Origin of the sequence: Erythrobacter donghaensis (assembly GCF_001557325.1) — a bacterium.
In the GTDB taxonomy this organism is placed as follows: Bacteria; Pseudomonadota; Alphaproteobacteria; order Sphingomonadales; family Sphingomonadaceae; genus Erythrobacter; species Erythrobacter donghaensis_B.
The window spans coordinates 1-22,379 of sequence record NZ_LSJS01000193.1; the positions used below are offsets into that span (position 1 = coordinate 1).

Annotated in this window: 24 protein-coding genes; 9 read left to right on the top strand and 15 right to left on the bottom strand. The window is 68.2% G+C overall.

Annotated elements, in window-relative coordinates:
* A partial coding sequence (locus AX692_RS11615; protein ID WP_155646313.1) for a hypothetical protein occupies window positions 1–1,088 on the bottom strand: 1,088 nt, incomplete at its 3' end.
* A 53-nt stretch (window positions 1,089–1,141) separates the two neighbouring features.
* Entirely contained in the window at window positions 1,142–2,401 is a 1,260-nt protein-coding gene (locus AX692_RS11620) for an FAD-binding domain-containing protein (RefSeq protein ID WP_073977699.1), read from the bottom strand.
* 63 nt (window positions 2,402–2,464) lie between these two features.
* Between AX692_RS11620 and AX692_RS11625 the strand changes: the two genes are divergently transcribed.
* Window positions 2,465–2,896 (top strand): COG3650 family protein, encoded by a 432-nt coding sequence (locus AX692_RS11625; protein WP_073975748.1) that lies wholly within the window; start codon window positions 2,465–2,467, stop codon window positions 2,894–2,896.
* 40 nt (window positions 2,897–2,936) lie between these two features.
* A complete protein-coding gene (locus AX692_RS11630; protein ID WP_073975749.1) occupies window positions 2,937–3,344 on the top strand; it encodes a GFA family protein in 408 nt (135 codons plus the stop codon).
* Window positions 3,345–3,351: 7 nt separating this feature from the next.
* Here the strand turns inward: AX692_RS11630 and AX692_RS11635 are convergent, their stop codons facing one another.
* On the bottom strand, window positions 3,352–4,827 hold the full coding sequence (locus tag AX692_RS11635; protein ID WP_073975750.1) for a S41 family peptidase: 1,476 nt from the start codon (window positions 4,825–4,827) through the stop codon (window positions 3,352–3,354).
* A gap of 242 nt (window positions 4,828–5,069) precedes the next feature.
* Here AX692_RS11635 and AX692_RS11640 point away from each other — a divergent pair, with 242 nt between their 5' ends.
* Both AX692_RS11640 and AX692_RS11645 read left to right on the top strand, forming a co-directional pair.
* Window positions 5,070–5,660 (top strand): YbhB/YbcL family Raf kinase inhibitor-like protein, encoded by a 591-nt coding sequence (locus AX692_RS11640; protein ID WP_073975751.1) that lies wholly within the window; start codon window positions 5,070–5,072, stop codon window positions 5,658–5,660.
* A gap of 28 nt (window positions 5,661–5,688) precedes the next feature.
* Window positions 5,689–5,943: an SWIB/MDM2 domain-containing protein gene (locus AX692_RS11645; protein ID WP_066531297.1), complete on the top strand. Its 255-nt coding sequence runs from the start codon at window positions 5,689–5,691 to the stop codon at window positions 5,941–5,943.
* Window positions 5,944–5,974: 31 nt separating this feature from the next.
* Here the strand turns inward: AX692_RS11645 and AX692_RS11650 are convergent, their stop codons facing one another.
* From AX692_RS11650 to AX692_RS11660, 3 genes are read right to left on the bottom strand one after another with little or no spacing between them, the layout of a single operon-like run.
* On the bottom strand, window positions 5,975–6,208 hold the full coding sequence (locus AX692_RS11650) for a DUF3253 domain-containing protein (RefSeq protein WP_073975752.1): 234 nt from the start codon (window positions 6,206–6,208) through the stop codon (window positions 5,975–5,977).
* The gene (locus AX692_RS11655; RefSeq protein WP_073977146.1) at window positions 6,205–6,603 is read right to left on the bottom strand and encodes a DoxX family protein; all 399 of its coding nucleotides are present in this window, start codon (window positions 6,601–6,603) and stop codon (window positions 6,205–6,207) included. Before AX692_RS11655 ends, AX692_RS11650 begins: the two co-directional genes overlap by 4 nt.
* Complete coding sequence (locus tag AX692_RS11660) at window positions 6,600–7,040, bottom strand: cupin domain-containing protein (RefSeq protein WP_073975447.1); 441 nt, start codon at window positions 7,038–7,040, stop codon at window positions 6,600–6,602. Before AX692_RS11660 ends, AX692_RS11655 begins: the two co-directional genes overlap by 4 nt.
* Before the next feature lie 54 nt (window positions 7,041–7,094).
* On the opposite strand from AX692_RS11660, the gene AX692_RS11665 reads away from it, so the two are divergent.
* Entirely contained in the window at window positions 7,095–8,402 is a 1,308-nt protein-coding gene (locus AX692_RS11665) for a dipeptidase (protein WP_073975446.1), read from the top strand.
* 10 nt (window positions 8,403–8,412) lie between these two features.
* Here AX692_RS11665 and AX692_RS19685 read toward each other — a convergent pair whose 3' ends face one another.
* The 7 genes from AX692_RS19685 to AX692_RS11695 form a co-directional block, all read right to left on the bottom strand.
* Entirely contained in the window at window positions 8,413–8,571 is a 159-nt protein-coding gene (locus tag AX692_RS19685; protein ID WP_155644975.1) for a hypothetical protein, read from the bottom strand.
* A 116-nt stretch (window positions 8,572–8,687) separates the two neighbouring features.
* Entirely contained in the window at window positions 8,688–8,993 is a 306-nt protein-coding gene (locus AX692_RS11670; protein ID WP_073975445.1) for a hypothetical protein, read from the bottom strand.
* A gap of 108 nt (window positions 8,994–9,101) precedes the next feature.
* Window positions 9,102–9,938: a 2,3,4,5-tetrahydropyridine-2,6-dicarboxylate N-succinyltransferase gene (gene dapD / locus AX692_RS11675; RefSeq protein ID WP_073975444.1), complete on the bottom strand. Its 837-nt coding sequence runs from the start codon at window positions 9,936–9,938 to the stop codon at window positions 9,102–9,104.
* 116 nt (window positions 9,939–10,054) lie between these two features.
* A complete protein-coding gene (locus AX692_RS11680; protein WP_073975443.1) occupies window positions 10,055–11,125 on the bottom strand; it encodes a phosphotransferase family protein in 1,071 nt (356 codons plus the stop codon).
* A complete protein-coding gene (locus AX692_RS11685) occupies window positions 11,125–12,213 on the bottom strand; it encodes a Zn-dependent alcohol dehydrogenase (RefSeq protein ID WP_073975442.1) in 1,089 nt (362 codons plus the stop codon). Before AX692_RS11685 ends, AX692_RS11680 begins: the two co-directional genes overlap by 1 nt.
* A gap of 162 nt (window positions 12,214–12,375) precedes the next feature.
* On the bottom strand, window positions 12,376–13,713 hold the full coding sequence (locus AX692_RS11690) for an acyl-CoA dehydrogenase family protein (protein ID WP_073975441.1): 1,338 nt from the start codon (window positions 13,711–13,713) through the stop codon (window positions 12,376–12,378).
* Between the two features lie 90 nt (window positions 13,714–13,803).
* Complete coding sequence (locus AX692_RS11695; protein ID WP_073975440.1) at window positions 13,804–15,279, bottom strand: MFS transporter; 1,476 nt, start codon at window positions 15,277–15,279, stop codon at window positions 13,804–13,806.
* A 201-nt stretch (window positions 15,280–15,480) separates the two neighbouring features.
* Between AX692_RS11695 and AX692_RS11700 the strand changes: the two genes are divergently transcribed.
* The 4 genes from AX692_RS11700 (at window position 15,481) to AX692_RS11715 (ending at window position 19,853) form a co-directional block, all read left to right on the top strand.
* On the top strand, window positions 15,481–16,674 hold the full coding sequence (locus AX692_RS11700; protein ID WP_073975439.1) for an acyl-CoA dehydrogenase family protein: 1,194 nt from the start codon (window positions 15,481–15,483) through the stop codon (window positions 16,672–16,674).
* 113 nt (window positions 16,675–16,787) lie between these two features.
* Window positions 16,788–17,927, top strand: coding sequence for an acyl-CoA dehydrogenase family protein (locus tag AX692_RS11705; protein WP_073975438.1), 1,140 nt, complete (start codon window positions 16,788–16,790; stop codon window positions 17,925–17,927).
* Between the two features lie 136 nt (window positions 17,928–18,063).
* A complete protein-coding gene (locus AX692_RS11710) occupies window positions 18,064–18,876 on the top strand; it encodes an SDR family oxidoreductase (protein WP_073975437.1) in 813 nt (270 codons plus the stop codon).
* Window positions 18,877–19,154: 278 nt separating this feature from the next.
* Entirely contained in the window at window positions 19,155–19,853 is a 699-nt protein-coding gene (locus AX692_RS11715) for a Crp/Fnr family transcriptional regulator (RefSeq protein WP_073975436.1), read from the top strand.
* 9 nt (window positions 19,854–19,862) lie between these two features.
* Here AX692_RS11715 and AX692_RS11720 read toward each other — a convergent pair whose 3' ends face one another.
* Window positions 19,863–21,524 carry a hypothetical protein gene (locus AX692_RS11720; RefSeq protein WP_073975435.1) on the bottom strand — a complete coding sequence of 554 codons (1,662 nt, stop codon included), beginning with the start codon at window positions 21,522–21,524 and terminating at the stop codon, window positions 19,863–19,865.
* Window positions 21,525–21,636: 112 nt separating this feature from the next.
* The gene (gene gmk, locus AX692_RS11725; RefSeq protein ID WP_073975434.1) at window positions 21,637–22,287 is read right to left on the bottom strand and encodes a guanylate kinase; all 651 of its coding nucleotides are present in this window, start codon (window positions 22,285–22,287) and stop codon (window positions 21,637–21,639) included.
* Window positions 22,288–22,379 lie beyond the last annotated feature (92 nt).

The following is a 22,379-nucleotide window of genomic DNA, read 5'->3' on the forward strand; positions in this document are numbered from 1 at the left end:
GGGGCGTCGGGGTGGCGCACCTCGAAGCGCCCGCCGATCCCCTCGGCGAGCTTGCGCTTCTGGAACCACTCGTTGGCGAGCGCCATCTTCTCGTCCTGGCCCGCGGGCATGATGTCGAGCGGGAAGGCGCCGGGCTCGATGACGCGGTCGTCGGGCACGTGCTCGAGGGAGACGAAGCCGTGGGCAAGGTGCTTGAGCGGCACGAGCTCGTAGAGCGGCATGTCGGCGGGCGAGGGGTCGATCTCGCCGATCATCGCGCCTTCGTCGTGGTGGAGCACGCGGTAGGACAGGCTGCGGTCCTCGGGCCCGAAGGTGTCGCCATCGGGGATGACATAGCCGCCGGGTGCCATCGCGACGTTCAGGAAGGCGAGGATCGTCTCGAAATTGGCAGTCCAGGGCAGGACGCTTGGCTCGACGATGATCTCGCGGCCGAGCCAGTGGCGCGCGCCGAAGGTGCGGATGCCGGCCAGCGGCGTGTCGCCGGGCGCCGCGCGCGGCCCGAACAGCTGGGGGTGGATGTGGAGCGGGCCCGGCACGCTGTCCCCTGCGGCAATGTGCTCGAACACCTCGCCCCCCAGCAGCAGCCCCGATTGCGTCCAGTGCAGCGCACACGGCATGGCGTGGTCGATCGCGATCCGGGTGAGCAGGGTGAGCACCGCAAGGCGCCGCTCGAATTGCTCGCGGGTCGCGCCCGAACGCGGGCGGCCGATCGCCTCGAACATCGCGGCGATCTCCGGCTTGTCCTCGACCCCGGCCATCACCCCGTGCGAGACCTCGAGGATGACATGGCCGTAGGTCCGGGCGATGCGGCTGCGGATGTCGGGCGTGACCATGCCGGTATAGGGCGAGGCGAGCGGCCCCTCGAAATGCCGCTGATCGCACGGCCCGTTCATGTACTCGAGCGTGACCATCAGCTCCTCGGTCCCGCCATAAAGCCGGTAGAAGCGGCCCGGGTTCTGCTCGGAGAGGTGGAAATGCAGCCCGGAGCGCATCCCCTCGATCCGCAGGAAATCGCGCATCACCGCCTCGAGACGATCGACACGGGTATCGTACATCAAGACGGACTGGAGACGGTTGGGATAGAGCATGGCGATGGCGGCCCGGGTGTGGATTACAGCCGCAAGGTGCTAGCCTGTCAGGGTTAATTCCCGGTTGAAACGAGCAGGGGACGACCGGCGATCCCGCATTCTGCGAGAAGGCTGTCGATCGCCTTGGCCACCCCGAAGAACCCGGCCCTGGCGAGCGGCCAGGTGGCGCGGTCGAGCTCGCCGAGCAGGGTGACGAGGCGGCCTTGCTCGGCAAACGGGGCGAGGTCGGGGCCGAGCGCGTCGCGGGTCCATCCGGCGGGGACATGTGCCACCGCGATCCGCTCCACCCCGGCGCCTGCGAGCAAGGGCGCGAGCGGCTCGCCCGCGCGCCAATGCGCCGCTGGGCAGGCGAAGGCAGCGACGGCCTCGGCCATGCCGTTGGCGAGGGCGCCTTCGGTGAAGGTCTGCGCATGGCTCCCTAGCGCGCCGGGCGAGCGTGCTTCGGGCCGGGCGGCGCCGATCACGAGCGCGGGCGCGGCGGGGAGGGCGAGGGGGGCGTGGTGCGCGGCCTCGTCGTGCAGCAGCAGCGCGAAGGGCTGGGCGAAGTCGGCGGCGCTGACCGGCGGGGGCAGGTCGAGTTTCTGCCGACCATAGTCCTGCGGCTCGGTGAGCGGCTCGGCCTCGTCGCCTGCGAGCCCCGGCGCGGCGAGTGCCCCCTCGGGGCGGCCGGTGGTGTAGCGCGCGATATTGTCTGCGCGCGCGAGGTAGTGCTTGCCTCTGGTGTGCAGCCCCGCGACCCAGCGCCACGACAAGGTGTTCGAGGCCGCGTCGGCGTCCATCAGGTGGCGAAGGAAGAAGTCCGCTCCCAGCCGCCAGTCGAGCCGCAGGGTGAAGATCCAGATGCTCGCGAACCACATCCGCGCGTGGTTGTGGAGGTAGCCGGTCTCCACCAGCTCCTTGGCCCAGACGTCGAAGGCTTGGATGCCGGTGCGGCCCTCGACCGCCTCGCCATAGGCCTTGCGCAGCCCCGCATTGGCCGCGAGCGCCGCGAGCGCGTCGTCGCGGCCCGTGCAGTAATCCGCCCAGATCGCCGGGCGCTGTTCGAGGTAGCCCTTGAAGTAGATTCGCCAGAACACCTCGGCGATGAATTTTTCGGCCGCGCGGGGGGAGTGCGCACTCAGCACCGCCTCAAGCACCTCGGTCTCGCCGATCAGCCCTGCATGGAGCCAAGGCGACAGCTGCGAGACATTGCTCCGTCCCCCTGCGCGCGGGCCGTCATCGGCGTTGCGGGTTTCGGCATAGCGGCGACCGGCGGCGGGGAGAAAGGCGGCGAGGCGGGCGCGTGCGGCGGCGCGGGTCGGGGCGAAGTCCATGGGCGGGCAATGCCTTGGCGGAGCCGAGGTTCCGGCCTATCCTCCTGGCCGAGGAGAGACCCGATGCAACCCCGCCTTCTGCTGCTCGCCGCGCTCGCGCTTGCCGCCGCTGCCTGCACCCCCGCCCAGACCGACGGCATCGACCCCGAGGGCAAGCCCTTCGACAAGGTCGCTCCGCAAGAGGCCGTCACCATGCTCGGCACCGAGCCGTTCTGGAACCTCGCGGTCACGGGCGAGGAGGGGCTGTGGACCACGCCCGACAACCAGCCCGGCACGCGCTTTGCGGTCAAGCGCTTCGCGGGCAATGGCGGCCTCGGCTTCTCCGGCGCGGTCGATGGCAAGCCGCTCACCGCCACGCTCACCCCCGGCCAATGCAGCGACGGGATGAGCGAGCGCAGCTTCCCTTATGTGGCCACTATCGCTTTGGGCGGTGAGACATTGCGCGGCTGCGGCTATACCGACAGCCAGCCATTCACCGGCCCCGAAGCGCCGTAAGGCGCGGGCGGGGCGCACGCGACGAGGGGGAGAGCAAGCCATGACCATCACCGGAGGCTGCCTGTGCGGCAGCGTGCGCTACACCTGCACGGCCGAACCACTTCTGTGCGTCACCTGCCATTGCAAGAACTGCCAAAAGCAGGCCGGGAGCGCGCTCTCGGTCATCATCGGGGTTCCCGAGAACGCCGTGGCGTTCGAGGGCACGCTCAAGACCTACAACGACACCGGCGACAGCGGCGCGACGGTACGGCGGCAGTTCTGCCCGGAATGCGGATCGCCGGTCTTCACCCGGGTCGACAGCCCGCCGGGGATGATGTTCATCAAGGCCGGGACGCTTGACGACACCAGCATTCTCAAGCCCGCCTTCCACTGCTACGCCAAGAGCAAGCAGGACTGGGTCGACCTCGGCGACACGCCCGCCTTCGAGACGGTGCCCCAAGGCCTCTAGCGCGGCTCTAGAACAGCCCGGGCAGCTCGCGCTGGGCGGGTGCCGGCGAGGCGGGCTGGAGCAGCTCGCGGCTCGGCAGGTTCAGCCCGGCGCGGGTGTTCTGGCCGGCACCGTTCCCGCTGCTCGCCGATGCTGTCGCGCCGAAGGGCGTGCAGGCCCGCCCGGCGAGGAAATCGAGCGCCACTGCGGTCGAGGCTTCCTGCGGATCGCCGAAAGGCCGTGAGACATCGTCGCCCGCGCGGCAGGTGTTGGGCACGAAGGGGCCGAGCCCGAAGAAGTAGTCGCCCTGGTTGTTCGCGTTCACCGTCTGGAAGGTCACCGCCCGCACGCGCAGGTCGCAGGCCGCCAGATCGAAGCCGAACTGGCCGACCGGCTTGCCCGAGGTATCGGCACCGATCAGCGCGACATTGTTGCCGAGATAGGGCAGCATCGCATTGATGATCAGCTCGCTCGCCGAGGCGCTGGCTTCGGTGGTGATGAAGGCGATGCGGGTCGGTGCGATCGCGTTGGGCTCGCTGCGGAACAGGCGGGTGGTGTTCTCCGAGGCCTTGGAGGGGCGCAGCACGGTGCGGCTGAACACCTGTCCGGTGCGGCCCCGGCCCATCAGGTCGCCCATCGTCTCGGCCACGCTGACCAGCCCGCCGCCGTTGTAGCGCAGGTCGATGATCAGCTCGGTCACGCCTTGCGCCGCGAACTGCCCGTAGGCGGCGCGCAGCTGCTGGGCGGCATCGGAGACGATGAAGGTGCGCAGGTTGAGGTAGCCGACCCGCCGCCCGCCATCGTTCAGGATGGTCACGCCGTAGCGATCGGAAATCGGATCGAGCGCGAACTCGGTCTTGGTGATGCTGGCTTCCACCGTCGCGCCGCCGGGCTGGACGAAGCGCAGCACCCGCGCGAGGCCGTTGGTCGGCGGGCCGAGCGCATCGATCACGGCCTGTGGCCCGCCGCTCGCCATCAGTCCCGAGACGCTTTGCAGGTTGGCGCTGCTGGTGCCGATCGCGGTGATCTCGCTCCCCCGGTCGAGCCCGGCGGCAAGACCGTTGGCGCCTTCATAGGCCTCGACCACGAAGACCCGGCGCGCGGCGCTGTCGAAGCTGAGGCGGATACCGAACCCGGCGCTGGAGCCGGAACTGATCAGCGCGTTCTCCTGCGCGATCGAGGTGGCGAAGGTGAAGCCCTGGTCGCGGCCCTGCGCGCGCGCGGGGGCGACGCGCGCGTCGAGGAAGCTCTGCACCGAATTGAAGCTCGCCGGGTTGGCGGCGGCGAGCAGATCGGGGAACAGGTACCATTCGTTGAGCACGCTGTCGGCAAAGTCCTGCTGGGCGCGCAGCGAGCATGCGGCCGAGGTCGGGGCCGGAGTCGGGGTCGGCGCCGGGGTGCCGCCGCTGCCGGTGGGCGGCGCGGAGGACGAAGACCCGCCGCCGCCGCACGCGGCAAGCTGGAAGGCCAGAACGAGACTGAGGGCAGTGCGACCAACACGCATGGCAGGAAACTCTCCGGGGCGTTCGCGCGACCCTCAGGGGTGGGCGCGCGGCGACAGAAATGCCTCGCCAAACGCACAAGAGCAAGCGCGCCCGATGGCTTACGTGCCGTTCCGGAGCAAAAAAGCGTGACCTTTTTGCCTGCATTTGCAGGGTTTTCCGCAAAAACCGCCGAAAAGGCCCTTGCCCCATCTCGCAAGCCGCATCCGAAGGGACTAGCACGAGGGCGAGAAAAGACAGAATCATGACGGATTTCCCCGCCTGGCTTGCACCCCATGTGCCCGCGTCCGCGCGTCATCCCGGTCTCGCGATCGCGCAGCTCGGCAGTGCCCAGACGCTTGCGCGCGGGGGCTTTGCCCTGACCAGTCCGGCGTTCCGCAGCGGTGAGGCGCTCGATCCGAGCTTCACCGCCGAGGAAGAGGACGCGGTCGCCCCGCCGCTCGAATGGAGCGCCCCGCCGCCGGGCTCGGCCGAGCTGGTGCTGGTGGTCGAGGATGGCTCGAACGGGGCGGCCGAACCTGCCTGCCACTGGCTCGTCTGGGGCCTCGCCGCCCAGCGCGGCAAGCTGCTCGAGGGCGAGGTGCCGCCGCGCACCGGCAAGAACGCCGCGGGCAATTCCGAATGGCTGCTGCCGTCCCCGCCCGAAGGCGAGACGCGCCACTACCTGTTTCAACTTTTCGCGACCGAACTGCCGCTGGTGCTGATGCCCGGCGCGGGGCGGGCGGAACTGCTCGCATCGCTGCAAGGGTCGGTCACGGCCTGTGCGGTGCTCCACGCCACTTTCACCGGCGGCGGGGAGGACGAGGATGCGGGCTGGGAAGACGATGATTTCTGATCAACCTGCCACTTACATAAGGGAGTAGATGATGGCTGGAACGACCAACGCACTGCAGAAGCCCGTGACGCTTTCGGGCGATCTCGAGGCCGTGATCGGCAAGGGCCCGATGACCCGCGCCGAAGTGACCTCGAAGGTGTGGGAATACATCAAGGCCAACGGCCTGCAGGACACCAAGGACAAGCGTCAGATCAATCCCGACGCCAAGCTCGGCGCGGTGATCGGCAAGGACCAGATCTCGATGTTCAAGATGACCGCTGCGGTCTCGAAGCACCTGAGCTGAGCCTTACGGGCATAGGGGCTTCGGCCCCGCATCAGCGGCGCGCGATCCGGTAGGGTCCGCGCCGCTTTTGCATGGGGACGCCCTTCCACGACAGGGCGATGCTACCCTGTTTGAGCAGCGCACCGGTGGCTGCGTGAACCGCCTCCATTTCGGCGCGCCAGTCGCCCTGCGGCCCGGCGAGCAGCCGCGCGGCCTCGCTCGGACAGATGGTCGCGCCCTCGGCCCGCCGGCTCAGCAGCGCTAGGATCGCCGCTTCGGGCGTCATGCTGCCTTGCGGCGCAGCGGCAGGCACTCGCCCACCCACAGCGCGAGCCAGATGATGGCGGGCTGCGCGAACATGCGCGGCACGTGGTAGCCAAGGCCGAGCCCGCCGTCGGGCCGTGCCATGTCGAGCGCGAAGTGGTTGATGTTGGCGGGCCACACGCACAGGGCATAGGCCGCAAGTCCCCACCCTGCAGCCTGCCGCAGCGGCTTCGAGAAGGGCTGCACGAGGCCGATGGCGCCAAGGATCTCCGCAACGCCGGTCCACAGCACCACCGCCTCGGGCGCGGGCACCCATGCGGGCATGATGGTGAGGAAGGGCGCGGGCTTGAGGATGTGGATCACCCCGGCGGCGAGATAGAACACCGCCATCACCCAGCGCAGCACGGCCTTCGTCACGCGCCCGGTTCCCAGCCCGCAGGGGCGAGCCTGAACCCGGCAAAATCGAATCCCGGTACGACGACGCAGGATACGAGGCTGTAGCCATGCACCGCCTCTCCGAAAGGCCGCGCCGCCTGCCATTCTCCCGGCGCGACGAGGCCCTGCAATTGCTGGCCCGCCGTAATGTCGTTCCCCAGGATCACCGCGCGCGCGGGGCCTGCGTCCGTGGCGGAAAGCCGCAGTTCGACCGGATCGCCCGCCTGCCACAGCCACAGCTCGGCCGCGTCGACCGTGTGCCAGTGCGAGGCCTCGCCGGCGCGCAGCAGGAAGATGATCGCGGTGCCTTGCGCGCGGCCATCCGGCCCGGGCGCGCCACGCCACGTCTCGCGATACCACCCGCCCTCGGGATGCGCTGCAAGGCCCAATTGTTCAATCAGATCGCGCGCGCTATCCATGCCGCATACCCCCTGCCTGTTGATGCAGGCGCTCTAGCTTCGGGAGCCTCCCCCATGCAACTCTCCGTGCCGTCCCGCCTGGCCCTTGCCGCCGCGCTGCTGCTCGCCAGCCCGCTCGCCGCGCAATCGGCCAAGCCCCCCGCGATCGACGATGCCACTGCAACCGCCACCGCCAACGCCGCGCTTGAGGCCGCGCCGGTGTTCGACGGGCACAATGACGTCCCCAACCAGCTGCGCGCGCGGCTCGCCAACCAGATCAACGCGCTCGATTTCGAGGACACCAGCATGATCGCGCCCGCGCCCTCGGGCGCGGCGATGCAGACCGACCTCGCGCGCCTGCGGCAAGGCAAGGTCGGCGCGCAGTTCTGGTCGGTCTATGTCCCCTCGAATCCCGACGAGCCCGAGGCGGTGCAGCAGGTGATCGAGCAGATCGACGTCACCAAGCGGCTGATCGCGAGAAACCCCGATGCGCTGCGCTTCGCCACCACCGCCGACCAGGTCGAACGCGCGATGGCGGACGGCAGGATCGCCTCCTTGCTGGGGATGGAGGGCGGCCATTCGATCGGATCGAGCCTTGCCGTGCTGCGCCAACTCCACGCGCTGGGCGCGCGCTACATGACGCTCACCCACAATTCCAACACCCCCTGGGCCGATGCGGCGGTCGACATGCCCAAGCATGACGGGCTCACCGCTTTCGGCATGGACGTGGTGCGCGAGATGAACCGGCTGGGGATGCTGGTCGACCTCTCCCATGTCAGCGAGGCAACGATGATGGACGCACTCGACGTCGCCCGCGCTCCGGTGATCTTCAGCCACTCGGGCGCGCGGGGCGTGAGCGGGCATCCCAGGAACGTGCCCGACTCTGTGCTCGCCCGCCTGCCCGAGAATGGCGGGATCGTGATGGTGGTCGCGCTCCCCGGCTTCCTCAACGAGAAGCGCCGCCAGTGGTTCGCCGTCCGCTCGGGCGAGGAGGCGCGGCTGAAGGCGCTGTGGCAAGGCCAGCCTGCGAAGGTGACCGAGGCGATGGCCGCGTGGGATGCGGCCAATCCCGAGCCGCCGACCGGGATCAAGGAGATGGCCGACCACATCGATCACATCCGCAAGGTGGCGGGCGTCGAGCATATCGGAATCGGCGGCGATTTCGACGGGATGCCGTCCGGCCCGGTCGGCTTCGAGGACGTGCGCGGCTACCCGCTGCTGTTCGCCGAACTGGCGCGGCGCGGCTATTCCCAGGTCGAGCTCGAACTGATCGCGAGCCGCAACATCCTGCGGGTGATGCGCGCAGCCGAGGCCTATGCGGCAAGCGTCGCGGATCAGCCGCCGATCGAGACGCTGATCACTCCGCCCGCCGGAGCGGAGTGACGCAGGTGCTTCAATGGGCGTTGGAGAGCGCCGGGACGATCCAGACAAGGCTCATCGCGATCACCGCAAAGCCGAGGCTGAAGGCCAGCACATAGCGCAGCCCCGTGTTGCTGACCGCGCCGCGCGCGGCTTCGTCATTGATGCGGAGGCCATCGTTCTCGTCGGCCATTGTCGCTCTCCCCTTGTGTTTGATTTACGTTAGGGAATGTTCTTCCGTAACGTCAACCAATCCGGGCGGCGACAAATGGTTCCCGCAGCGCGATGGTTCGGGCAATGTCGTTGAAGTCAGCGGGCGCCTTCGCGATCGGTTGTTGCCTCGTCCACGCCGTTCTCCGGGTCATCGGCGAGCACACCGTCGATCGAGCTTTCCGCGCCGACGTCATTCTGACCGCGCAGGGCCTCGTTCTTGCGCTGGACATTCCACTGGCTTTCGACCGGCCCCTGCGTCAGCGCGCCGGTGACCCAGATCAGCGTCAGGGCGATGATCGCGCCCCCGAGGCTGAACAGCAGCACCCAGCGCACCACGCCTTCCTTGCTCCCGCCCTTGGCGTCGGTTTCGTCGATGCGGGTGCGGCGTTCGGGATCGGGCATGGGCGTCTCCTGCGTGAAGGGCAGGGGACTATGCCGCGGCGGCGCGTATGGTTCGCTGTGCTGTGATGGGGTGGAGCGGAAACGGGGCAGGGCGCCCCGCAGCTCCGTTCAGTCGCGCAGCAGCTCGTTGATGCCGGTCTTCGAGCGGGTCTGGGCGTCGACGGTCTTGACGATCACCGCGCAGTAGAGGCTCGGACCCATGCTGCCGTCGGGCAGGGGCTTACCGGGCATCGAGCCGGGAACGACCACCGCATAGGGCGGAACGGCGCCCATGTGGACTTCGCCCGTCGCACGGTCGACGATCTTGGTCGATGCGCCGAGATAGACCCCCATCGACAGCACCGCGCCTTCGCCCACGCGCACGCCCTCGGCGACTTCCGCGCGCGCACCGATGAAGGCGTTGTCGCCGATGATGACGGGTTCGGCCTGAAGCGGTTCGAGCACGCCGCCGATCCCGGCGCCGCCCGAGATGTGCACATTGGCGCCGATCTGCGCGCAGGAGCCGACCGTAGCCCAGGTGTCGATCATGGTGTTCTCGCCGACATAGGCGCCGATGTTGACGAAGCTCGGCATCAGCACCGCGCCCCTTGAGATGTGCGCGCCGCGCCGCACGACCGCGCCGGGAACGACGCGGAAGCCTGCATCGCGAAAACGGTTCTCGCCCCATCCGGCGAACTTCAGCGGCACCTTGTCATAGGCGGGCGCGCCGGCTGCGCCGCCATCCATCACGCGGTTGTCATTGAGGCGGAAGGAGAGCAGCACCGCCTTCTTGAGCCACTGGTTGACCTGCCAGCCGCCGTTGCCGTCCGGCTGGGCGACGCGCGCCTCGCCGCTGTCGAGCAGGGCGAGAGCTTCAGTCACCGCCCCGCCGACGGCGTGACCGGGGGTGACGGCAGCGCGGTCTTCCCATGCGGTTTCGATAGCGGTGATCAGGTCGTCATGCATGGGTGTGCTCCGGGCGTGAGATTACATTCGCGCGCCTAGCCGCGAGCGCGATGCTCGGCAAGCGGAGGCTTCAAGGGGCGGGGCAGCATACGTAAGCTGCCCCCGGCACCTGCGCGTTACTCTTTCATCCCCGCCGCCAGCGCGAACTGATACGCCCGCTCCACCAGCGGGCGCACCCGCTCGCTCATCGCCTGGGCGTGGGCGCTGGAGGCGGTGCCGTCGATCACGCGCTTCTTGATGCCCTGCATGATCCCTGCGAGGCGGAACAGGTTGTAGGCGAAGTACCAGTCCATCGGCGGGACGGGGTAGCCGGTGCGCGCGACATAGCGCTCCACCGCTTGCTCGACCGTGGGAATGCCGAGCGCCTCCAGATCAAGGCCGAGCAGCCCCGCGCGGCCATCGGCGGGCTGGAACCAGTTGAGCATCAGGTAGCTGAAGTCGGCGATCGGATCGCCCAATGTCGACAGCTCCCAATCAAGCACCGCGATGATCCGGGGTTCGGTCTTATGGAAGATCACGTTGTCGAGCCGGTAGTCGCCGTGCACCACGCTCGAGCCGTGCTGCGGCGGGATGGTCTGCGGCAGCCAGGCGATCAGCGCTTCCATTTCCGGCATGTGCTCGGTTTCGGAGAGCTTGTACTGCTTGGTCCAGCGGGCGATCTGCCGCGCGCAGTAATCGCCTGGCTTGCCGTAGTCGCCCATGCCGATCGCCTGCGGATCGTTGAGGTGCAGGTCGGCCATGGTGTCGATCAGCGCGTGGTAATGCGCGCGGCGTTCTTCGGGCGAGAGGCCGGGGAGCGCGCCGTTCCACAGGCTCCGCCCATCGGCCATGCTCATCACGAAGAACTTGGAGCCGATCACCTCCGGGTCTTCGCAGAGCCCATAGGTGCGCGGGACGGGGAAGCCGGTGGGGTGGAGCCCCGTCATCGCCGCATATTCGCGATCGACCGCGTGGGCGCTGGGGAGCAGCTTGCCGAAGGGCTGGCGTCTGAGGACATAGGACGCGCCCGGCGTGTCGATCCGGTAGGTCGGGTTCGATTGGCCGCCCTTGAACTTGGTGTAGCTGATCGGGCCGTGGAAGCCCTCGACATTGGCTTCGAACCACGCGGTGAGGCTGGCAAGGTCGAGCGCGTCCTTCTCGGTCACTGCGACCGTGCCGACCATTTCCTTGTCGAAATCGATGTCCATCAGTCGAACACCACCACAGTGCGCGCGGAAGTGCCCTTGCGCATGGTGTCGAAGCCCTCGTTCACCGCCTCGAGCGGGATGCGCTCGGCGATGATCGTGTCGAGATCGAGCAGCCCGCGCAGGTAGAAATCGACGAGGCGCGGCAGATCGACGGGGAAGTGGTTCATCCCCATGATCGCGCCCATCAGCTTCTTGCCGCTGAGGAGGTCGAAGGCACCCAGCCCGACCTTGCAGTCGAGCGGCATCATGCCGAGGATCACCGCGGTGCCACCGCGCTTCAGCGATGCGACCGCGAGATCGGCCGAGGCCTGACGCCCGACCGCCTCGATCCCCCAATCGACTCCGCCGGCGGACAGCGCGATGATCTGCCTGGCAGCATCCTCCGCGAGGGCATCGACGGTGTGGGTCGCGCCCAGCACCTCGGCGAGCGCGCGCTTTTCGGGGAGGGGATCGGCGGCGATGATCTTGCCAGCGCCCGCGATCTTGGCGGCGTTGACCACCGCCAGCCCCACGCCCCCGCAGCCGACCACCAGCACGGTTTCGCCCGGCGTCACCTTGCAGGCGTTGAAGATCGTGCCCGCCCCGGTCGTCACCGCGCAGCCCAGCAGCGCGGCGCGGTCGAAGGGCATGGCCTTGTCGATCGCGACGCAGGCGTGCTCGTGGATCAGCATCTGCTCGGAGAGGGCCGAGAGGTTGAGCATCTGGTTGACCGGCGTGCCATCGGTGAAGGCGATGCGCGGCGCCTCGCCCTTCTGGCGGCGCGTGTCCCCGCCGAGGCACAGCGCCATCCGGCCCGTCACGCAGAACTCGCAATGGCCGCAGAAGGCGGACAGGCAGGAGACGACGTGATCGCCGGGCTTCACGGTGCGCACTTCCGAGCCGACCGCGCGGACGATCCCCGCCGCCTCGTGCCCCGGAATGCAGGGGAGCGCGTGGGGGTAATGCCCGTCGATGAAGTGCAGGTCCGAATGGCACAGCCCGCAGGCCTTGGTGTCGATCAGGACCTCGTGCGGGCCGGGTTCGGCATAGGTGACTTCGGCGATGCGAAGACCCTGGCCGGGTTGTTCAAGGATGGCGGCTTTTGCCAATGATGTTCTCCCGAATTTCCACCCTCCTCTTCAGAGGAGGGCGCGAGACTTGGCGGCTTGCCGCCTAGTCGCAGCGGGGTGGTGCAGCGGCGTCGAAGGAGCTCGCTACGCTCGCCACCACCCCCCGACCCCCTCCTCTGAAGAGGAGGGGGAGATTGGTGCTTACCGCGCCACGCCCATGTCGCCCGAGCTGAAGCTCTGGCCGTCATTGGCAGCGCGCCCGTGGTTGCCGCGCAGGGCGTTCGCCGTCGGGCCGGGGACCGGCGCGTGCTTGGCGAATTCCATGTGCGCGATCGAGCGGGCGTGGACCTCGTCCGGACCGTCGGCGAGGCGCAGGGTGCGCTGGTGGGCATAGGCCGAGGCGAGGCCGTAATCCTCCGACACCCCGCCGCCGCCGTGGGCCTGAATGGCGTCGTCGATGATCTTGAGCGCCATGTTGGGCGCCTGCACCTTGATCATCGCGATTTCCTGCTTGGCCGCCTTGTTGCCGACCTTGTCCATCATGTCGGCCGCCTTGAGGCAGAGAAGACGGGTCATGTCGATGTCGATGCGGGCGCGCGCCACGCGCTCTTCCCAGACCGAGTGCTTGTAGACCGGCTTGCCGAAAGCCTCGCGCTCCTGCAGGCGGCGGCACATCTTGGCGAGCGCCTCTTCGGCGACCCCGATGGTGCGCATGCAGTGGTGGATGCGGCCCGGCCCGAGGCGGCCCTGCGCGATCTCGAAACCGCGGCCCTCGCCCAGCAGCATGTTCGAGACAGGGACGCGCACGTCCTTCATCTCGACTTCCATGTGACCGTGCGGGGCATCGTCATAGCCGAAGACGGGCAGGTGACGGATGATGTTCACGCCGGGGCTGTCGATCGGCATCAGCACCATCGATTGCTGCGCGTGGCGCTGGGCCGAGAAATCGGTCTTGCCCATCACGATCGCGACCTTGCAGCGCGGATCGCCGAGGCCCGAGGACCACCACTTGCGCCCGTTGATCACATAGTGATCGCCGTCCCGCTCGATGCGGGTCTCGATATTGGTCGCGTCCGAGGAGGCGGTGTAGGGCTCGGTCATGAGGAAGGCCGAACGGATCTCGCCGTTCATAAGCGGGCGCAGCCACTCTTCCTTCTGCTCGCGCGTGCCGTAGCGGTGGAACACTTCCATGTTGCCGGTGTCGGGCGCCGAGCAGTTGAACACTTCCGAGGCCCAGCCGATCCGGCCCATTTCCTCGGCGCACAGCGCGTATTCGAGGTTGGTGAGGCCCGGCCCGTCGAATTCGAAGGTCTCGTCGACATGGTGGTGGCTGTCATTGCGCGGCGGCATGAACAGGTTCCAGATCCCCGCTTCCTTGGCGAGCTTCTTCTTGTCCTCGATGATCTGGATCACCTTCCAGCGCCCGCCCTCGGCGTCCTGCGCCTTGTAGGTGTCCATGTTGGGGCGCACGTGCTGCTCGATGAAATCGCGCACGCGGTCACGCCAATAGGCCTGCCGCTGGGTGGGTTCGAAATCCATGGGGGGTTCCTCTCGTCCTCAATTGCAATCGAATCTTCGGGTGACCGTGGCAGAGCATCGCGCACCCGCCAAGCTCTCTTTTGTGGTGTCTCAGGCGCCGATCGAATGGCCCTCCGGGTCGGCGCGGGCGGCTTCGGCGAGCGGGTCGGTGCGGCGGCGGTGGGCGAGCCGTTCGAGCCGCGCCTCGTGCTCGGCGCGGCTGATCGGGAAGCGGGATAGGAAGAACGCCGACACCAGCGCCAGCCCCACGCCCGCCACGCCGAAGCACACGATCAACCGCGTCAGCACCTCGGGCGGCACGCTGCCGGGCGCGGCATTGGGCGCGAGCCCGGCAAAGGCGATGATCTGCCCGGTGACGAAGATCCCCGCCCCGGTCGCGCATTTCTGCACCAGCCACCCGCCCGAGAAGAACGAGCCCTCCGCGCGCCGGCCGGTGCGTTCCTCGAAGGCCTCGACGATCTCGGCCATCATCGAGGTCGCCGAGACCAGCGAGACCACTCCCAGCGCATTGGCGAACACCAGGAAGGCATAGAACCCCGCGGTCGAGGCAAGGGTGCCCGGCTGCGGCCACAGACCTGCCAGCAGCAGGCCATAGGGCACGATCCCGATCACCGCCGCGCCGACCGCGCTCAGCGCCGCGCTCGCGGCCTTGCCGAGGCGCCGGTGCATCGGGCCGACGATCACGAACATCAGCACCACGCTTGCGAACAGCATCAGCGGATAGGCGACGAGTTGCGCGCGGGTCAGCTGCCAGACGAACAGGTTGAGGTAGTTGGAGATCGAGAAGGTCATCCCCTGCGCCACATAGGCGGCAAGGCCCCCCGCAGCGAAGATCAGGAAGGCGCGCTCGGAAAAGGCCTCGGCGATCTCGGCAAAGGCGTGGCGGAAGGTGAAGGGCGGCGGCTTGGTCTCGGGCAGACGCGCGACCAGCGGGTGCAGCCCGGCGGCCGAGCCGATCACCGACACCGCCATCAGCACCGCGCCGAAGATGCCGAAAGCCTGATAGCCCTCGATCGCCAGCATGCCTTCGGCGCCCGGCATGAACACGGTGTAGGCCAGCACCATCATGCCCAGGCCCCCGATCCAGCCCGACAGGAAGCGGTAGCGGAACAGCGTGGTGCGCTCGTCGTAATCGGCGGTGAGTTCGGGGACGAGCGCGATCGAGGGCACCTCGCAGGCCGACAGCAGGATGCGCACCGCGACGGCGATGGCGACAAGGCCGGCAAAGCTCGGCGCCGCGCCGCCCGGCGGGCTCCACAGCAGCACCCACAGCACCGCAAGCGGCACGGGCGCGGCATAGAGCCACGGCAGGCGCCGCCCCCAGCGGGTGTAGGTACGGTCGGACAGGTTGCCGAGCAGCGGATCGACCAGCGCATCGACCAGCAGCGCGATCAGCAGCGCGAGGCTGACCAGCGCGGCGTCCATCCCCAGCACCTGATTGTAGAAGATCAGGAGGAAGAACGAGAAGCCGTTGTCCTTCACCCCGAAGGCGACCGAGCCGAAGCCGGCGATCAGCTTCACCCGCATCGGCAGCTTTGCGCCGGTGACTCCTGCGCCCGCGCTCATGCGGGCGCGTCCCCGTCCGCGAGGAATCCGCTCACCATCTCTCTCCCTTTTTCGGTTGCAAGACTAGACCGATTGGCCCCCGCGTCAATCGCGCTCGCGCTGACGCTACGGCACGCGCGCTCAAGCGAAGGACGCTTGCAGGGGCGTGCGAATTGCTCCTAACGTAAGCGTCAAGTGAGAGACGAGAGAGGAGAGTCGGTCATGGCCGATCTTGAGCAATTCCGCACCGAAACCCGCGCATGGCTCGAAGCCAACTGCCCGCCCGAAATGCGCGAGCCGGTGCGCGGTGAGGACGACATCTATTGGGGCGGTCGCCGCGCGACCTTCAAGAACGATGCGCAGAAGGCGTGGCTCGAGGCGTGCATCGCCAAGGGCTACACCGTGCCGATGTGGCCCAGGGAATATGGCGGTGCGGGGCTCAGCGCGCCGGAAGCCAAGGTGCTGCGCGAGGAAATGGGCCGCATGGGCGCGCGCCCGCCGCTCAGCTCCTTCGGCATCTGGATGCTCGGCCCGGCGCTGCTGCACTTCGGCACCGAAGGCCAGAAGCAGCGCTTCCTCAACGAGATCGCGCGCGGCGAGATCCGCTGGTGCCAGGGCTATTCGGAGCCGGGCTCGGGCAGCGACCTCGTCTCATTGCAGACCTTCGGGGAAGACAAGGGCGATCACTGGGTCGTCAACGGCCAGAAGATCTGGACCTCCTATGCCGACCAGGCCGACTGGATCTTCTGCCTCGTCCGCACCGACAAGGAGAACAAGTACGGCGGCATCACCTTCATGCTGTTCGACATGGCCTCCGAAGGCGTCACCACCAAGCCGATCAAGCTGATCTCTGGCTCTTCACCTTTCTGCGAGACCTTCTTCGACAATGTGCAGGTGCCCAAGTCCTACGGCGATGACGTGCCCGCCTATGTGGGCACGATCAACCGCGGCTGGGACGTGGCCAAGTATCTGCTCGGCCACGAGCGCGAGATGATCTCGGGCGCCGACGGCGGCGAGCGCGCGGCGGCGATCGGCGCGGCGATGAAGCGCCATGCCGCCAAGACCGGCGATGACATCGACCCCGTGCTGCGCGCCGAGCTCGCCATGTTCGATGTCGATGCGCTGGCCTATGCCGCGATGGGCGAGAAGTTCCTCGACGAGATCAAGGTCGGCAAGGCGCACCCCGCGCAGCCGAACATGATGAAATATGCCGGGACCGAGCTGAACAAGCGCCGCCACGAACTGATGATGGCGGTCGGCGGCAGCCGCGCGCTCGAATGGGAGAGCGAGGCGACCGAGAACGGCAAGCCCTCCAAGGCATGGCTGCGCACCAAGGCGAACTCGATCGAGGGCGGTACGAGCGAAGTCATGCTCAACGTCATCGCCAAGCGCATCCTCGATCTGCCGGGGGCTTGAACGAAGCGTCGCCCCGGACTTGATCCGGGGCCGCTCGCAACGCGCGCCAGGCCGATGGCGATCCCGGGTCAAGCCCGGGATGACGATTTGAATTTCCGGGAGAGGGAAAACCAATGCCCCTGTATCACAACGAAGATCAGGCGATGCTCGCCGACACCGCGGCCGGGTTCATGGCCGAGGAAGGCAATATCGCCAAGCAGCTGCGCCACTGGCGCGACCGCAACTGCAAGGACGGTTTCGGCCACGCCCTGTGGAAGCAGATGGCCGAAATGGGCTTCACCGGCATGCTGGTGGACGAGGCCGACGGCGGCCTCGGCATGGGCCATGTCGAGGCGGGGATCGTGCTCGAGGAAATCGGCCGCAACCTCACGCCTTCGCCCTTCCTGACGTCATCGGTGCTGGCGGCGACTGCTTTGAGGCACGCCTCGGCCGACCTCAAGGGCCGCTACCTGCCGGGTCTGATCGCGGGCGATAGCGTGTTCGCGGTCGCCATCGACGAAACCGCCAAGCACCGCCCATCGCGCATCACCACCCGCGCCGAACGCTCGGGCAATGGCTTCAAGCTGTCGGGCGCCAAGAGCTTCGTCATCCACGGCGCGAGCGCCGACATGATCGTGGTCGCAGCGCGCACTTCGGGGTCTGACGAGGACGCCGATGGCATCACTCTCTTCGCCGTCCCCAAGGACGCGGCGGGCATGAGCCATGACTCGGTCCGGCTGGTCGATTCCTCGATGGCCACCCACACCAGGTTCGACAATGTCGAGCTCGACGGCGATGCCGTGATCGGCGAGGTGGGCGGCGGGCGTGCGGTGCTCGATGCGATGCTGCTCGCTGGCCGCGTGGGCGCGGCGGCCGAGGGCGTCGGGGTCGCGCGCGGGGCGATGGACATGACGGTCGACTACCTCAAGCAACGCAAGCAGTTCGGCAAGCTCATCGGCGAGTTCCAGGCCCTCCAGCACCGCGCCAGCCACCTCTATTCCGAGGTCGAGATCGCCCGTGCGGCGACGATCAAGGCGCAGCAGCTGCTCGACGGCGGCTCGCAGCATGCCGAGCTGATGGCGAGCGTCGCCAAGGCGAAGGTCGCCAGGACCGCCCGCCTCGCGGTGCAGGAAGGCGTGCAGATGCACGGCGGCATCGGCATGACCGACGAATACGACATCGGCCTCTACATGAAGCGCGATCGCGCGCTGGCGGAGTTCCTCGGCGACGCGCATTTCCATGCGAACCGCGTGGCGGAATTGAGCGGGTATTGATCAACTTCGCTCCTCGTCATTGCGAGGAGCCGCAGGCGACGCGGCAATCCATGGATCACGCTCTCCGCGAGCGGCAAGGTCAGTCGATGGGTTGCTTCGCTCCGCTCGCAATGACGAATATGGGAGCAGTAATGTAATGGACATTCAATCACTTTTCAGCCTCGAAGGGCGCATCGCACTCGTCACAGGCGGCAGCCGCGGGATCGGCAAGATGTTCGTCGAGGGCCTGCTGGCCGCCGGGTGCGCACGGGTCTACATCTCGGCGCGCAAGGTCGAGCAGATGCAGGCCACCATCGACGAATTCGGCGCGGACCGCGTGATCGGCATCCCCGCCGACCTCAGCCAGATGGACGGCATGGTGAGCCTCGCGAACGAATTGAAGGCGCGCGAGAGCCGGCTCGACATCCTCATCAACAACGCGGGCGCGGCCTGGGGTCAGCCCTATCTCGAGTTCTCCGAGGCTGGCTGGCACCGGACGATGGACCTGAACGTCAAGACCCCGTTCTTCCTGACGCAAAAGCTCCACGACCTGCTCGTCGAGGGCGGCAAGCAGGGCCATCCGGCCAAGGTCATCCACGTCTCCTCGATTGATGGTCAGCGGATCAACCCGTGGGAGACCTATGCCTATCAGGCCTCCAAGGCCGCGGTGATCCAGCTCACCCGGCGCATGGCCGCGCGGCTGATCCACGACAATATCGTGGTGACCTCGATCGCGCCGGGCGCCTTCCCCTCGGAAATGAACCGCGCTGCCAAGGATGCGCCCGACGCCTCGGCCTCCGGCATCCCCGCCAAGCGCATCGGTACCGCGGAGGACATGGCGGCGGCCGCGATCTACCTGTGTAGCCGCGCGGGCGATTACGTGGTGGGCGAGACGCTGACGGTCGATGGCGGCGTGGTCAACGCGCTGCTCCCCAACCACTTCGCCGATCCGAGCGGCGGCGGGCACTGAGCCGCGCCCGGCGAGACTGGAAAAAAAAGGGGCCCACATCCCCTCTCACAAGGGATGTGGGCCAGGAAGGCAGAGGGAACAGCCCCTCCGCCCGGGTCGCACCGTCACTTCGTGTGCCCGGACGCCGTCCGGCCTTGCCCCCCCATTGGCAGGCTGTGCGCGCGCGGTCTGTGATGGCCATCACGGCCTCGCGCGTCGCCGCGATCTATCCTGCGCCCTGCCGACCGTTGCGGGGGGGCTTGCGCGCTCCTAACCTCGGTCAATCGAAGGGGGCCAAGATGGACAAGCTCGACGATCTCATCGCCCGGCTCGCGCCCGACACGCTGCTGCGTGCGCTCGCGCCCGACCAGCTCGAACAGCTGCTGCGCGAGGCCACCCGCCGCGACCTGCGCCCCGGCGAGCCGATCATCTCGCAGGGCGACGAGGACGGCGATTACGCGGTGGTGGTGCTGAGCGGCGGGCTCAAGATCACCATGGTCAGCGCCAGCGGGCACGAGATCATCCTGAACTATTGCGGCCCCGGCGAGCTGGTCGGCGAGATCGCGATGCTCGATTCGGGCCCGCGCACCGCGACCGTGATCGCGGCAGTGCCCTCATCGGTGCTGCTGCTGCCCTCGCACACCTTCCTCGCTGCCGCGACCGCCAACCCGGTCTCGGCCGCGGGCGTGATGCGCGAGCTCGCGCGGCGGGTGCGCCAGCTCAATCTGGTGATCGAGAGCGACCGCACCTTCTCGATGGCCCCGCGCCTCGCGCGTGCGCTGGTGCGGCTGGTCGATCCGGCGCGCGACGACGGGCGGCTGCGCTACGATCCCAACCAGAGCGACCTCGGCGCCTTCGCCGGCCTCGCGCGCGAGAATGTCAGCCGGTTGCTGTCGGACTGGGAGGCGCAAGGCGTGATCGCCCGCGAGGGGCGCGCGCTCAAGGTCAGCAACCTGCCGTTCCTGCAAACCCTTGCCGAGTTCGGCGACGACTCGTGAGGGCGCGGCTTACCAGGCGATCGTGATGCCGCTGCCGGCGCGCACGCGCTTCGACATGTCATCGATGATGAGGCTCGCCGGAATGACGCGGTACTCGGTGCCGGCGAGCTCGGGGGGAAGGCTGGCGGAATTGACCAGCCGCACCCGCAATTGCGCCTCGTAGCCCGAAGCGTAGGAGCCTCCGTCGGTCCCGTAGATCCCCACGACGCTGGTCGTGAGCTCCGCCGAGCGGCGCGAGAGAACGACGATGCCGTCCTTGCCTTCGCGCTGCGCAGTGAGTGCCGCGCCGTACATCGCCAGCTCCTCGACCATGTGGATCGGCGCGGTCTTGTGGACGAAGCGCACGGTCCAGATGTCGCTCTTGTCCTCCTGCGCGCGCGACAGGCCGGTGTCGCTGAGGAAATAGCCGTCACCCGCCGGCTTCATCACCGGCATCATCTTCGCGGTCAGGCGGCGCGGCAACAAGGCGGCGACCTGGCGGTTGGTGGGAACGATCGCCTGGCGCCGCTCCTTCTCGATCTTGGCGAGGAACTCGGTCGCCGCGGCCTCGCGCCCGGCGAGCTGGTCGGGCGTGGTGAGGTTGAGCCGCCCAAGCACGGTCAGGAAAATCGGCAGGTCGGAAAGCGGGCCCTTGGCGAAGCTGGCAAAGGCCTCGTCGGGATCGCGCGCCGGGACACCCTCGGCAAAGGCCGCTGCCTGCCGCCATAGATCGAGCTTGCTCTTGCCGCGCTTGGCGAATGGCTGGCGCCCTTCCCAGGCTCTCATGTCCTGCTTGCGCGGCGGCTTGCCGTTGGCGCGTTGCGGCGGAGGCGCCAGCGCCTCGGCAAGATCCTGATCGGCCTCCTGAAACACCAGCGCAGCCTCCGGCCCGCGCCCGTCCATGGTCAGCGCGAAGGCCAGCGCGCCGCTCAGCTCGGCGCGGTCCTCGATCGCCTCGAGCTGGCGCCGCGCTTCGCCCTCCACAACCCAGCCGCCGCGCTTCTTGGGCAGATCCCAGGTGATCGCCGAGGCATAATTGATCGCTTTCCCGTGATCCGCGCGCAGCAGCGCATCCCAGAAGAGCAGCTGCGCGTTTTCCGGGGCAAGAACGATGTTCGCGCGGAACGAGGCTTCGGCAGTCGCCTCGTCGACCCGGAATTGCAGCAGGGTCGTCAGCCGCTGGATGCTCGCCGACCACGGCCGAACGGCGCGCAGCTTCTCCAGCGCGGCGAGCGCCTCGTCCTTGCGCCCGAGCTTGCCGAGCGCCAGCGCGCGGATCGCCGCGTTGCCGAGCCCGATGCTCACCGCGAAATAGGGATCGCCCTTGGCCGTCTCGTCGCTTTGCGTCGTCGCGGCGAGCGCGAGTTCGGGCTGCCCCGCCTCGAGTGCATGGAGCGCCTTGGCCTGTTGCAGGTTGGCGCGGCGCAGCCACTGGTCGGGCTGAAGCTGCGCATCGAGGAGCGCCCGGTCGCACGCGGCGATGCCCTGTTCGCCCAGCCTGATGCTCTGGGGGCGCAGATCGACCGTGGCGGTGGCGAGCCCGAACATCCACGTGCCTTGGGTCATGCCGTCGGCCTTCTTGGTGGGCGCGGAGAAGCCGTCGCACGTCTCGAAGTCGTCTGCCATGGCCGGCTGCGGCGCGATGGCCAGAGCGATTGCGGCGGCCCCAGCCGCGAACCCGGTGATTTTCATGATGCCCCTGCGTCAGTCCGGACGACGCAACCCCTGAATCGCCCGCGCGCCCTTTCTGGCTTCGCGCGGGCTGCGAATCAACCGCAAATTCCGCGACATGGGTCCGCCGACGCTACCCCATCAACCCGCGCACGAAGGGGATCAGCCCGGTCTGGCGGGCGCGCTTCATGCGCTCGGCCTCGAGAATCGCGCGGACCTTGTCGAAGCAGATGTCGACATCGTCGTTGATGATCACGTAGTCGTAGCCGTCCCAGTGGCTGATCTCGGCCCGCGCGCGTTCCATGCGGGCGGCGATCACCGCGGCGCTGTCGGTGGCGCGGCTCTTGAGGCGGCGGTGCAGCTCGTCGAGCGAGGGGGGCAGGATGAACACCCGCACCACGTCCTGCTGATCCTTCTGGTAAAGCTGCTGGGTGCCCTGCCAATCGATGTCGAACAGGAAGTCCTGCCCTTCCTTCAGCCCGGCGCGGATCTTGCCCTTGGGCGTGCCGTAGCGGTGGCCGAAGACCTCGGCCCATTCGTAGAAATCGTCCTCGTCGATCATCGCCTGGAACCGCTCGGGAGAGACGAAGTGGTAATGCACCCCGTCGATCTCGCCCGGGCGCGGCTGGCGGGTGGTGGCGCTGACCGAGAGCTTGATCTCCGCGTCCCGCGCGAGCAGCATGCGTGACAGCGTGGTCTTTCCCGCGCCCGAAGGCGAGGAGAGGATGAACATCAGCCCGCGCCGGTGGAGCTGGTCTGCGGCATTGTGTGAGGAATCGCCCATGGGCTCCGTTGCACCAACCGGGGCGGCGAAATCAAGCGTGGATCAGGATTCGCCTGAGGGCGCAGGCGCCGGGGCGGGCGTGGGCGTGGGCG

Bases quoted from the DNA above. Each gene is read 5' to 3' on its own strand.
- AX692_RS11690 (WP_073975441.1), bottom strand. From the start codon at position 13,713: ATGGATTTCGAACCCACCCAGCGGCAGGCCTATTGGCGTGACCGCGTG.
- gmk (WP_073975434.1), bottom strand. From the start codon at position 22,287: ATGGGCGATTCCTCACACAATGCCGCAGACCAGCTCCACCGGCGCGGG.
- AX692_RS11715 (WP_073975436.1), top strand. From the start codon at position 19,155: ATGGACAAGCTCGACGATCTCATCGCCCGGCTCGCGCCCGACACGCTG.
- AX692_RS11625 (WP_073975748.1), top strand. From the start codon at position 2,465: ATGCAACCCCGCCTTCTGCTGCTCGCCGCGCTCGCGCTTGCCGCCGCT.
- dapD (WP_073975444.1), bottom strand. From the start codon at position 9,938: ATGCATGACGACCTGATCACCGCTATCGAAACCGCATGGGAAGACCGC.
- AX692_RS11660 (WP_073975447.1), bottom strand. From the start codon at position 7,040: ATGGATAGCGCGCGCGATCTGATTGAACAATTGGGCCTTGCAGCGCAT.
- AX692_RS11680 (WP_073975443.1), bottom strand. From the start codon at position 11,125: ATGGACATCGATTTCGACAAGGAAATGGTCGGCACGGTCGCAGTGACC.
- AX692_RS11645 (WP_066531297.1), top strand. From the start codon at position 5,689: ATGATGGCTGGAACGACCAACGCACTGCAGAAGCCCGTGACGCTTTCG.
- AX692_RS11705 (WP_073975438.1), top strand. From the start codon at position 16,788: ATGCCCCTGTATCACAACGAAGATCAGGCGATGCTCGCCGACACCGCG.
- AX692_RS11635 (WP_073975750.1), bottom strand. From the start codon at position 4,827: ATGCGTGTTGGTCGCACTGCCCTCAGTCTCGTTCTGGCCTTCCAGCTT.
- AX692_RS11700 (WP_073975439.1), top strand. From the start codon at position 15,481: ATGGCCGATCTTGAGCAATTCCGCACCGAAACCCGCGCATGGCTCGAA.
- AX692_RS11720 (WP_073975435.1), bottom strand. From the start codon at position 21,524: ATGAAAATCACCGGGTTCGCGGCTGGGGCCGCCGCAATCGCTCTGGCC.
- AX692_RS11710 (WP_073975437.1), top strand. From the start codon at position 18,064: ATGGACATTCAATCACTTTTCAGCCTCGAAGGGCGCATCGCACTCGTC.
- AX692_RS11640 (WP_073975751.1), top strand. From the start codon at position 5,070: ATGACGGATTTCCCCGCCTGGCTTGCACCCCATGTGCCCGCGTCCGCG.
- AX692_RS11620 (WP_073977699.1), bottom strand. From the start codon at position 2,401: ATGGACTTCGCCCCGACCCGCGCCGCCGCACGCGCCCGCCTCGCCGCC.
- AX692_RS11630 (WP_073975749.1), top strand. From the start codon at position 2,937: ATGACCATCACCGGAGGCTGCCTGTGCGGCAGCGTGCGCTACACCTGC.
- AX692_RS11695 (WP_073975440.1), bottom strand. From the start codon at position 15,279: ATGAGCGCGGGCGCAGGAGTCACCGGCGCAAAGCTGCCGATGCGGGTG.
- AX692_RS11650 (WP_073975752.1), bottom strand. From the start codon at position 6,208: ATGACGCCCGAAGCGGCGATCCTAGCGCTGCTGAGCCGGCGGGCCGAG.
- AX692_RS11670 (WP_073975445.1), bottom strand. From the start codon at position 8,993: ATGCCCGATCCCGAACGCCGCACCCGCATCGACGAAACCGACGCCAAG.
- AX692_RS19685 (WP_155644975.1), bottom strand. From the start codon at position 8,571: ATGGCCGACGAGAACGATGGCCTCCGCATCAATGACGAAGCCGCGCGC.
- AX692_RS11665 (WP_073975446.1), top strand. From the start codon at position 7,095: ATGCAACTCTCCGTGCCGTCCCGCCTGGCCCTTGCCGCCGCGCTGCTG.